The organism is Psychrobacter sp. I-STPA10 (assembly GCF_021012795.1).
Classification (GTDB): domain Bacteria; phylum Pseudomonadota; class Gammaproteobacteria; order Pseudomonadales; family Moraxellaceae; genus Psychrobacter.
In genome coordinates, this window is sequence record NZ_VFYU01000006.1 from 18,485 (window position 1) to 30,355 (window position 11,871).

Sequence of the window (11,871 nt, forward strand, 5' to 3'; positions counted from 1 at the left end):
GAATATTTTGGACGTGATATTTACTTTTTTATATCAGCAGGGTTTCACTCTAATGATAAATATGTATTGATAAAATTTGGAGACTGATAACATCAGTCTCCAATCTTAACCTTAGTTTATTATTGTCCTTGAGTGGTGAAGACATTTTGTCTTTCAGCATGATACTGACCATCTTTACTGTCGACATTAAAGATAATTTGTGTTTGTCCTTTAGCAACAACAGCAGGATCACCGACGACGGTCACAGGCAGATCATAACTCTCCCCTGCATCTAGCGGTAAGCTACTAAAGCGAGTACGTAGGCTTAAGCCATCTTGTGCTGCCAGGGTAATTAAATAATCATGTGTTTGCTGAGTTTTGTTGGTAATCTTAATGATATAGTTATTTTCAACAAACCCATCAGTATTGATATAAGAGAGCTGATTGCGATCACGACTGACATCAATTTCAAGCGGTACACGATCGGTCAGTGTATATACAGCAACTGAAATCAAAAAGATTAATAATGCTGAATATGCAAATAAGCGTGGACGTAGTAAGCGGCTTTTTTCTTTTTCGACCAGTTGGCGCTCAGTTGTATAACGTATTAACCCACGAGGATAACCGACCTTATCCATGATTTCATTACAAGCATCAACACAGGCAGCACATTGAATACAGGCGACCTGCAAACCATCACGGATATCAATACCAGTCGGGCAGACTTGCACACACATGGTACATTGCACACAGTCACCTAGGTGATCAGGGTGCGTCCCTTTTTTGCGTGGGCCTCGTGGTTCGCCTCGATTGTAATCATAAGAGACAATCAAAGTGTCTTTGTCAAACATCACGCTTTGGAAACGACCATAAGGACAAATGTGAATACACATCTGCTCACGCATATAACCTGCATTGGCATAAGTGGCAAAGGTGAAGATAAACATTGATACCCATACCCATACTGGCCAATCAGGGAAAGGAATACCTGCTAGGCTTTGCCAACTGCCATATAAAAAGTCTGTACTTGCCACATAGCTGACAAACGTCGCTGCGGTGATGATTGAAAAAATAAACCAAATACTATAAATAAGTAGCCGTTTTGCTATTTTTTTTGCGGATAAAGGTTCTTTATCAAATTTAAAGCGTTTGTTACGTTCGCCTAACACCCACTTTTCAACATGCTGAAATAGATGTGTCCAAATAGTTTGTGGACAAGCATAGCCACACCAAACTCGCCCTGCATAAACGGTGACCATAAATAAGGTAAATGCTGCAATGATAAAAAATAATGCCACAAAGTAGAAGTCTTGTGGAAACAGGGTTAAACCAAAAATATAGTAGTGTTGTGAAGGAACGTCAAACCATATCGCTTGGCGTCCATCATATCTAAGCCATGGCAATATTAAAAATAAAGCCAGTAAAAAATACATGCTGACCAGTCGAATATTTTGATATAAACCTCTAACAAAACGAGGGTGAACCTGTTTTTTTGTGGCATCAAGATCGACTTGGTGAACGGGTATTTGGTTTGGTTGCTGTGCTGACATACTTTCACCTTTGTTTATAAAGAGTCAGTTTGCTGGCTGGCTTTTAAAAATGAATAAATAACATAACAATATATAAGATATTGCTAGTTGGTTTAGCAATTGATATAGGGAGCATTAATTATTGAGTTGCATATCAGTGTAAACATACATCATAGATATATTTTATATGAGGGTAGTTATTAAAAAAACTATCCCTTTTTATATGTTTATTATAAAAAAAGGACTGCATTAACAGTCCTTTTTTTAATGCGAATAAATGTGCCGTTTGCTTTACTCTACAGTCGCTGCTGGTGCAGGGGTAGGCGCACTGGCAGCAGGTGCAGTTGGATCATTACGTAATGAATAGATATAGGCAGCAAGTAGCATAATACGTTCATTACCTAGCTTGCTTTCCCATTCTGGCATCACACCTGCACGACCGTGACGGATAGTATTACGAACTACTTCACGCTCACCACCATACAGCCAGATGTTATCTGTTAAGTTAGGTGCGCCTGCTGAATGCATACCCTTAGCATCTTGACCATGACAAAGTGCACATTTTTGCTCAAATATTGCGCTACCTTGTGCCACAAGTGTTTTATTTAACTCACCATTGTCATAGTTACGTCCTGCAACATTACCATGATTGGGTGATAGTGATAACACATATTCGGCGACAGCACGTACACCATCTTCACCAATATCATCACGCCATGCAGGCATACCACCAATACGACCATGATGTATTGTTGCTAAGATATTTTCAGCTTCCCCACCATACAACCAATCGTTGTCAGTTAGGTTCGGATAGCCTACGGCACCATGAGCACTTGAACCATGACAAAGCGCACAGTTTTGTAAAAACAGGCGTTGTCCGATCATTAGGGCTCTAGGCTCTTTTGATAAGGTAATAACATATGGTGCTAAGCTGTTAATATTCTCATCAATTTGGGTTTGTAACTCTGCTGAAGGTTTTTCGGCGCGACGCTGCTCGGCCTGTAGCTCACTTATTTTATTCAGTGTTTGTACAGCAGCGGCATCTGGCAGAATATTCTTTTCAAAGTTATCAGTAAAAATTTGGTTGTTGGTTTCAAGATTGCTGTATAGCTCATTGGTTGATGTCCAAGGTTTATCTTCACCATCAACTTTTACAGTTGTCACCCCATGCCATATTCCTGGGAGTAGGGCAGGGAATAATAGCCAGTATAATATGGCCCAAACGATAGAACCCATAAATATGACTAACCACCATTTAGGTAAGGGTTTATCATATTCTTGTATGCCATCATAAGCATGACCAGTTGTACCATCTTCTTCTAAGCTTGGCTTATATTTTAATACCAAAAATAGCACGCCAATAATAAATAGCCAACAGCCAATACTTAAGATAGTAATCCATGAACTCCAAAATATGCTCATTGTTTATCCTTATTGCGCTGTTTTTTTGACAAAATAGGATCATCATCAAGCGCAAGCTGTGCATCTTCTTCAAAGCGTTTTTTATTTTTTGGTGAATATGCCCACCAAGTAATACCCAAAAACGCAATGAAAGCGGCTAAAGTGGCAATAGATTGTAATATGCTGAGACTCATTAGCGTTGACCCTCCATAGCAGTACCAAGCTGCTGAAGATAAGCAACTAATGCATCAAGCTCTGTTGCACCAAGCACTTGGTCTGGAGCACCTGCGATGTCTTCTTCAGTGTAAGGTACGCCAAAGCGATCACGGAAAAGCCGCATTTTTTGTTGAATGGTCGTACTATCTACTTCGTTATGCTCAAGCCATGGGAAGTTTGGCATCACTGATTCTGGCACCAAACTTCGAGGTGCAATCAAATGCTGTCGTTGCCAGTCATCTGAATAACGTCCACCCACACGGGCTAAATCTGGTCCTGTACGTTTTGAGCCCCATAAAAAGGGATGATCCCAAACAGATTCTGCTGCTCTTGAATAAGGACCATAACGCTCAACTTCAGCACGTAATGGGCGAATCATTTGTGTATGGCAGACATGACAACCTTCACGAATATAGATGTCTCGACCTGCTAATTCAAGCGGTGACCAAGGCTGCATTGTTGGTAATGGTTCGTTTACACCACCTTTGTCACTCGCTGTTTCATCAAAGATCAATGGTACAATCTCAACCAAGGTTGCAAAACTGATAGCAATCACGATAAAGATGACCAATAGACCTGCATTTTTTTCAATTATTTCATGTGGTGAACCCGCCATGATTGCTCCTTAAACTTTCACAGGTTGTGTATCAATATCCTTGAGTGGCAACGTATCATGATCAGTAGGATCAGCAGTGCCAACAGGTTTTGCATCAGGCATCTTAAGGGTTTTGTAGCAGTTATAAGCCATTACAAACATACCAGAGAGGTATAAGAATCCACCAAATGCACGACCAATGTAAGGATAGTGAGAGAATACAACTGTCTGGATAAAGGTATATGCTAATGTGCCATCAGGATTGGTTTGTCGCCACATCATGCCTTGACCAATACCAGAGATCCACATAGAGACAATATAGAAAATAGTACCTGCAGTTGCTAACCAGAAGTGGGTGGTAATTAAACTGATTGAGTACATCTTAGGTTTATTATAAATACGTGGTAATAGTACATATAAAGAACCAATGGTGATCATACCCACCCAACCTAGCGCACCTGAGTGAACGTGTCCAATTGTCCAGTCAGTGTCATGTGATAGTGCGTTCACCGTTTTGATTGACATCATAGGACCTTCGAAAGTAGACATTGCATAAAATGACAATGCAACAATCAAAAAGCGAATGATGGGGTCAGTACGCAGTTTGTCCCAGCTACCTGATAGAGTAAGTACACCATTAATCATACCACCCCAAGATGGTGCAAATAAGATGATAGAAAATACCATACCCAAAGATTGCGCCCAGTCAGGAAGTGCAGAATAATGTAAATGGTGTCCACCTGCCCACATATATGAGGCAATTAGTGCCCAAAAGTGAACAATAGATAGACGATAAGAATAAACAGGACGACCAATTTGTACAGGTACAAAGTAGTACATCATACCTAAGAAAGCAGCAGTAAGATAAAAGCCAACTGCGTTGTGTCCATACCACCACTGCACCATGGCATCTGTTGCACCACCAAATAGTGAGTATGATTTGAGTGTGGTTAAGTCTAACGGAACAGCAAGGCTATTGACTATATGCAATAGTGCAATGGTGATAATAAACGCAGCAAAGAACCAGTTTGCTACATAAATATGTGAGGTTCTACGTTTAATAATCGTACCAAAGAACACAATGGCATAAGATACCCATACCACGGCAATCATGATATCAATGGGCCATTCAAGCTCTGCATATTCTTTTGTGGTGGTATAACCTAATGGTAGAGTGATGGCAGCAGAGACGATGACTGCCTGCCAACCCCAGAAAGTAAACCACGCCAGATAAGGAGCGAAAAGCCGTGTTTTACACGTTCGCTGTACAATGTAGTAAGAAGTGGCAAATAATGCAGAGCCGCCAAAAGCAAAAATAACGGCATTGGTATGAAGTGGTCTTAATCGACTAAAAGTCAGCCAAGGTATATCAAAATTAAGAAATGGCCAAGCCAATTGCGATGCGATAAATACGCCTACGCCCATTCCGACGATGCCCCAAATCACTGTCATAATAGTAAAAAACCGTACAATAGTGATTTCGTACTCTTGGTCGATTGAGGCGACTGCTGTGTTTTGTAAACTCATTGGAGGATTTCCTTTACAGCCCGAATTATCAGCAGAAATAACTACAGAAATTAAGTCATCGTCCAATGCAGTTTCTCAAAGAGATCACAGATTGCTATACACTGTATTGTAAAGTTGTATTTTTAGTTGTTTATTAATCGAATAAACAAATTAACCAAAAATTTAATGAACTTTACATTGATTGCTGATAGGTACATTCGCTTTGTAAAGCGTTTCCTGTCACATTTATTATAACTACAGTGGCGATGGCTACTTAAGTAAATAATCCAAAATCAACATACAAATTACACATTCAGTTGAGGATATATTACTGTTATCTTATAGTTAAACTCCCGATTTTGTCTAAATATTGTCCTATTGTAACCTAAAGCTATAAAAATATCATCTGACGAGACAGTCAAATAGTAAAAAACCCATAATATTTGTAAGGAAAAGGTTAGTCAACACAGTTTTTAGCAAAATACTCACTTTTTTTACTAAAAATATAGATGATTATCATTACTTATTTGGGTCATCTAGGTCTATGTTTATAGCATATATGATAATGCCATTATTTTAACTTATCTTAGCTATATTAATCTAATAAATATGATAAGCACTGCTGTTATAGGGCTATCACAAGTATTATGCTGTGTAACATTAAAACTTAGTCATATATCAGTCTTATAAATTTAAGAGCATTTACCATGAGTAACCAGCGTAAATATCAAGATTGTCCTTGTATTTAATTTTATAGTACTAGAATGGATATTGGTCATTGTATGATGACCAGCTAATACCATCAAATACCAAATTAAATACTACTAAGTTACTTGGTAATAATAGATAATATAGATGAATATGAGTCACTGATATGCTGATAGTATTAGGTTAGAATTGCGTAATATAAATACAACATGATGAGTCATAAATTTTTAAGACACTCAAAGTTGGTATTGCTACAATCAGGACAGAAGTTGAGTAAATTATACAACTTTTAGACTTCTACTTAAACTGATAAACAACAGCAAGGATGAATTGATAGTCTTATCAATTTTATTTTGTATTTATTTTTTATAAACAATAGGATATTTATTATGGCGGTTTTTTTAACAGATGAATGGTTTAGTGAAGTAGAGCGTTTGGGTGAGGAAGCTGGTGATCTTAATCTACCACCAGCATTGGCTAATATGTCTATGAATTTAAAGGTGACTGATGCTGAAGGTGGTGATGTGCAAGCGTATTTATCTGAAGGCAAGCTAAAAAAAGGTGAGACTAATGCACCAACCACGCTGAGTTTAAACAAAGAAGCACTCAAAGATTTGGTATTTGACTTTGATATGAATAAAGCCATGCAAGCATTTATGTCAGGTAATATTCGTGTTGAAGGTGATATGAGCCAATTAATGACACTACAAAGTGCCAGACCGAGTGATGAGCAAAAGCAGTTGTTTGAAAATATCATGTCGATTACTGAACAAGCGTAATTTTCTATTAATTCTCTAACTAAGCTTTTTGGTGAGTGAGTTTGTTAATTAAGTTTTTTAACTTATTTGTGCATCTCAACTGTTGGTTTTATGCTGTATCAAACAAAAAAGCACCTTAGGGTGCTTTTTTGTTTATGTGATGCAATTGCAACTAAGTTTCAAGTAGTAGTGGAGTGCTAGTGCAAGATATGTATTGCCAACACCATACCTGTGATAAAAAAGCAAATAGCCATCCATACAGGTGGGTGTTTTGTTGGACTTATAAACAAATGTGCAAAAAGTGGTGTTTTTTTATGGTTTGTGGTCAGACTAGCAGTGAATGTCTTGGTAGAATGAGTTGATAAGCCTGTTTTTGTTAACCATGGGTAAGAAGTCTTGAGGTTTTCTGGTTTCATAAGGTTCAACTTACACAAAGAGTAGGCGTATCTGGTATTTAAATGGTATCTGGGGAGTGTGAAAATTTTAACATTTCTAACTTTTAATAATTCTAACCATGATACTTGGTTGCTTACTCTCTGTAAATAAAACCCAGCTATAAAGTCAATAAAAAACGGATAAATAGCATAACTTAAGCGTCATTTTGTTGGTTTTCACTATAAACAGCCGCTTGTAACCATATATTGGCTTGGATATAGTCGTGTACTGCAATTTTATCTGTTATAGAAAGAGAGGGCGTAGCCATTCTGACGACAAAAGGATCGGCATCAGGTTCTCGCAATATCACCACATCCATTAAGGTAATGTCCTGACCAAAAAAAGTCGTGGTTTGCATACCCAGCACTTGACCTTGACACCATGCTTCATCTTCTTGCCCAAATGTTTCACCAAATAAATAGGCACACATGTGACCTAGGTTTATCTCCACAGGGGCAAGTGTGACATCGCTATCTGGTTGCCAAGCTTTGATTTGTTCGGCGATGTCCTCAGGTGGTATGCCATTGTTAGCAGCAACGATATCATTAAAGGCACGATGATAGCGGATGGCATCAGGGTCTTCGACTCGTACCACTTCATCTTGATCACTAAGCTGTATCTGATAAGCCCATGCACTTAGATTAACGTAGTATTTTTTATCTTTTTGATATTGATCATGATTGACGGTATAAATTTGATCAAAGGCATAAATCACGCTGCCATCTTCACTTACTAAGCGTAATACCGCATCTTGAGTTTGCTCATTGACAATGATGCGCTCAATTTTGCAGTTCAAGCCATAAGGGCTATTGACACAAGGATAGGCGTTGACAAATTGTTGTGGTTTGCCATTTAGCATGGCTAATATTTGGTTAATGTGGCAAGGCTGATTGTCTGAGAGTAATAGGTAGGGCTGGGTGTCTGTATTTTGCTGTTGATTGAGACCTGTTGGCATGGCAGCAGTATCAATGGCTTGGCGTAACCAACTAGGCACTTGTTCACTGACATCATGGCTAAGAATACGCCAGTGATCACCATGACCCGCAGTTTGTTCGGTTGATAAGGTCACTTTAGTTGGTGTAGTTGGTGTTTTAGTTGCTACTTGAGCAGTTTGGTATTTATAACGTGTGGTCATGGTATATCGGCTTAATAGTTGATGGTTAATGGATTTTTTTATTGAGTGACAGTCAGTGACTCAATCATTATTTTTATTATATTTAATAACTTATATTTGCTTACTTAGTTTTTATAATAGGGATAGATGATAAAAATACAAGCATCTTAACCTTAGAAGCTGTATTCAAACCTCACAATGGTGGTTTTTTGCCTAAAATACTTAGGTTTAATATCCAGTTTTTGGATTATGCATACAGGTTCTTAGTGGTTCTTATTTTGCTCAAGTTAAATATGATTAGCTTATTTGACTTACGCTTTTATCAAACATTTGCTATAGAAAAGTAGCCTGTTGCCATTAAACATAGCCATAGGCTGTCTTTTTGTGTCAAACTATGGCTTTTTTTATGATTGGTAACTTGTCTCAAGCTTTTTTGTATGCATAGTGTGTGTAATATTCACGCTATATGTATATATAGTGGCGTTGTGATTTTGTGTCAGATTATAGAGTATAAATTATGTTTCGACCCCTAGCGTTATTTCTTGGATTACGATATACCCGTGCTGAGCGTAGCAATCGCTTTATTTCACTCATTTCATTGATTTCTATGGTGGGCTTAACTTTAGGTGTGGCGGTATTGATTACTGTTTTGTCAGTGATGAATGGTTTTGACCGTGAGTTAAAAACTCGCATCTTAGGTATGGTGCCGCAAGCGACGGTGAGCGCACCTGAGATTATTACCGATTGGTCTTTGTTGGCAGAGGAGATTAAAAAAGACCCAGAGGTCAAAGCTGTTGCGCCCTTTATTGAGCTGCAAGGCATGTTGACAGCCAATGGACAAGTGGCTGGCATTATGGTTACTGGCATTGAGCCTGAGTATGAGAAAAATGTGTCTATTATTGGTGAGCACATGGTTGAGGGTAGTATTGATACACTTAAGTCAGGTGATTTTACCATTGTGCTGGGTGAGAGTATGCTGCAATCACTGGGACTACAAGTAGGGGATAAGGTGACGTTGGTGTTGCCTGAAGCATCACCATCTCCTGCTGGGGTGATTCCTCGTTTTAAGCGGTTTACTGTATCGGGTGTCTTTAATATTAGCCGTGAGGTAGATAATTTGGTGGCATTTATTCCAATGGAGGATGCAGCAAAATTATTACGTTTACCTTCAGGTGCGCAGGGTGTGCGTATGAAGTTGAATAATATTTTTAAAGCACCAGATGCGGCACAACGGGCTGCAAATATTGCCCCCACTATGCTTTATCCTAATGATTGGACACAAACACATGGCAATCTTTTTGGTGCAATCCAAATGGAAAAAGCAATGGTGGGGTTATTGCTGTTTTTAATTATTCTTGTGGCTGCCTTTAATATTGTCTCAAGTTTGGTGATGTTGGTGACAGATAAAAAAGCAGACATTGCCATTTTAAAAACTTTTGGTGCATCTCCAAAGCTGATTACCCAAGTATTTATGGTACAAGGGGTGGTGATTGGGGTGATTGGTACAGTGGCAGGCACGATACTTGGGGTATTTTTTGCTTTAACAATTGGGCAAATTTTGGGCTGGGTCAATCAGACGTTTGCGTTACATCTTTTTGATGCTTATTTTATTAATTATCTGCCATCACAATTACGTTGGTTGGACGTGCTGATTATTACCAGTACTTCGTTTTTATTGAGCTTTTTGGCGACGATTTATCCTGCACGCCGAGCTGCAAAAATTCAACCAGCACAGACTTTACGCTATGAATAATGGTGTGCCTTTAACAGATTTGCCTTTAATAAAGGCAGAAACGCAGTCATTTTTATGAGCAATTATTTGTAAATTTAGTTAAAAGTATTATGAAATAAGGAAGGCTTGTGAGTGCTATTTTAACAGCAACCAATATCAGTAAAATTTACGATGAAGGTAATATCAGTACCCAAGTATTGACTGGGCTGGATTTGACAGTAAAAGCGGGTGAACGTATTGCCATTGTGGGTACAAGTGGCTCTGGAAAAAGTACCTTGCTACATTTATTAGGTGGATTAGATGTGCCAACATCAGGTGAAGTTTGGTTACATGGTCAATGTTTAAATCATATGAATGAGACGCAGCGAGGTCAGATGCGTAATCAGTATTTGGGTTTTATTTATCAGTTTCACCATTTATTGCCTGAGTTTACTGCCATTGAAAATGTAGCCATGCCCTTATTGATGCGTAAAGAGGTGTCAATTGATGAGGCGCGCAGTCGGGCGGTGGATTTGCTAGAAAAAGTGGGACTGGGGCATCGTCTGCCACATCGACCAGGTGAGCTGTCAGGCGGGGAACGGCAACGAGTCGCCATTGCTCGGGCATTGGTCACCAATCCTTCTTTAGTATTGGCAGATGAGCCAACGGGTAATTTGGATTATGACAATGCTCAAAGTGTGTTTGGTCTGCTTGCTGAGCTACAAAGCACGTTGCAAACGGCACTGTTGATGGTCACTCATGACCGTAATCTGGCGGCATTGGCAGATAGACAGTTGTTATTAAGAAATGGTCAGTGGGCTGAGTTATAGCGGCTGATTATAGATCTTGGATTCAAGAATGAAGTGCAACGCCCCCAAAGCTAGATTTTACCTCAAGAGGCGTTCTAAAACCTAGCACCTTTCTAGGACGATTGTTTAAATTATCCTCAATGGACTGAACCAACTCATCAGATAAATTATCCAATCTCATCGACTTAGGAAGGAACTGACGAATTAAGCCATTCGTGTTCTCGTTAGTTCCTCTTTCCCAAGAATGATAAGGTTGAGCAAAGTAAACATCAGCATTTAGCTGAGTTGCTATTGTCTCATGCCCAGCAAACTCTTTACCATTGTCAAAAGTAATGCTTAATGCTTGCTCGGTTTTGAGTAAATCAATACAAGTTTGAGCTACTCTCTGAGCTTTACGATTCGGCAATGCTTTAATTTTAGTTTCTCTGGTTGTTCTATCTACTAACGTCACCAATACACCTTTATGTCCCTTACCAACAACAGTATCACCTTCATAATCACTTATACGACTACGTTCTTCAATGATACTAGGACGCTCGGTAATATCACTGCGATTAGCTATTTTGCCTCGTCTATCTTGACCTTGTAGGCTTCGTTTCCTATAAGTCTTTTGACATCTTAAGACTTTGTATAATTCACCGCCTGCTTTTTTATCCACATAGATGTGCTGATATATGGATTCATGACTCGGTACGTCTTGCCATCCTAATAATTTTAATCGCCCTGTGATTTGTTCGGGTGAGTAGTAGTTGGTTAATAAATATTCAATATAAGCCCAACCAAAACCTGTTATCTTTGCGTTATTCTTTGCTTTACGCTCTGTTGCTAGTCGATGGGCTTGAGCAGGTCGATATCCTCGTTGCCCTGTATTTCGTTTTACCTCTCGACTTATGGTCGATTTGTGACAGCCTATAATTCTGGCTATTTCACTTATCGATGTTTTTGTTTGCAATAAGCCTGATATTTGGTATCTTTGTTCACAGGTAAGATGTGTGTAGTGTTTCATGACGTTCCGATATGTAGGAGTTGAAGAGTGAAGTGCAACATGCCACATCTTACCTCTTCTTCTCGTTTATCTAAAACGTTGCATCTCTTATTTGAATCTAAGGA

Annotated in this window: 10 protein-coding genes; 3 read left to right on the forward strand and 7 right to left on the reverse strand. The window is 38.9% G+C overall.

Annotation, left to right across the window (positions count from 1 at the left end; genetic code table 11):
• Positions 1–119: 119 nt before the first annotated feature.
• The 5 genes from ccoG to ccoN all read right to left on the reverse strand — a co-directional run bounded on the left by ccoG (position 120) and on the right by ccoN (position 5,247).
• Positions 120–1,529 carry a cytochrome c oxidase accessory protein CcoG gene (gene ccoG, locus FHK89_RS03205; RefSeq protein ID WP_230656706.1) on the reverse strand — a complete coding sequence of 470 codons (1,410 nt, stop codon included), beginning with the start codon at positions 1,527–1,529 and terminating at the stop codon, positions 120–122.
• 270 nt (positions 1,530–1,799) lie between these two features.
• A complete protein-coding gene (locus tag FHK89_RS03210; protein ID WP_230656708.1) occupies positions 1,800–2,930 on the reverse strand; it encodes a c-type cytochrome in 1,131 nt (376 codons plus the stop codon).
• Complete coding sequence (locus tag FHK89_RS03215) at positions 2,927–3,103, reverse strand: cbb3-type cytochrome oxidase subunit 3 (protein ID WP_230656710.1); 177 nt, start codon at positions 3,101–3,103, stop codon at positions 2,927–2,929. Before FHK89_RS03215 ends, FHK89_RS03210 begins: the two co-directional genes overlap by 4 nt.
• A complete protein-coding gene (gene ccoO / locus FHK89_RS03220; RefSeq protein ID WP_230656712.1) occupies positions 3,103–3,741 on the reverse strand; it encodes a cytochrome-c oxidase, cbb3-type subunit II in 639 nt (212 codons plus the stop codon). The genes FHK89_RS03215 and ccoO overlap by 1 nt, the downstream gene beginning before the upstream one ends.
• A 9-nt stretch (positions 3,742–3,750) precedes the next feature.
• Entirely contained in the window at positions 3,751–5,247 is a 1,497-nt protein-coding gene (gene ccoN / locus FHK89_RS03225; RefSeq protein ID WP_230656713.1) for a cytochrome-c oxidase, cbb3-type subunit I, read from the reverse strand.
• Positions 5,248–6,323: 1,076 nt separating this feature from the next.
• On the opposite strand from ccoN, the gene FHK89_RS03230 reads away from it, so the two are divergent.
• Positions 6,324–6,713, forward strand: coding sequence for an SCP2 sterol-binding domain-containing protein (locus tag FHK89_RS03230; RefSeq protein WP_230656715.1), 390 nt, complete (start codon positions 6,324–6,326; stop codon positions 6,711–6,713).
• Positions 6,714–7,281: 568 nt separating this feature from the next.
• Here the strand turns inward: FHK89_RS03230 and FHK89_RS03235 are convergent.
• The gene (locus FHK89_RS03235; protein WP_230656717.1) at positions 7,282–8,262 is read right to left on the reverse strand and encodes a hypothetical protein; all 981 of its coding nucleotides are present in this window, start codon (positions 8,260–8,262) and stop codon (positions 7,282–7,284) included.
• A 496-nt stretch (positions 8,263–8,758) separates the two neighbouring features.
• On the opposite strand from FHK89_RS03235, the gene FHK89_RS03240 reads away from it, so the two are divergent.
• Entirely contained in the window at positions 8,759–9,994 is a 1,236-nt protein-coding gene (locus tag FHK89_RS03240) for a lipoprotein-releasing ABC transporter permease subunit (protein WP_230656719.1), read from the forward strand.
• A 107-nt stretch (positions 9,995–10,101) separates the two neighbouring features.
• Complete coding sequence (gene lolD, locus FHK89_RS03245; RefSeq protein ID WP_230656721.1) at positions 10,102–10,782, forward strand: lipoprotein-releasing ABC transporter ATP-binding protein LolD; 681 nt, start codon at positions 10,102–10,104, stop codon at positions 10,780–10,782.
• A gap of 22 nt (positions 10,783–10,804) precedes the next feature.
• On the opposite strand, the gene FHK89_RS03250 is transcribed toward lolD, so the two are convergent.
• Positions 10,805–11,767: an IS30 family transposase gene (locus tag FHK89_RS03250; RefSeq protein ID WP_230656723.1), complete on the reverse strand. Its 963-nt coding sequence runs from the start codon at positions 11,765–11,767 to the stop codon at positions 10,805–10,807.
• Positions 11,768–11,871 lie beyond the last annotated feature (104 nt).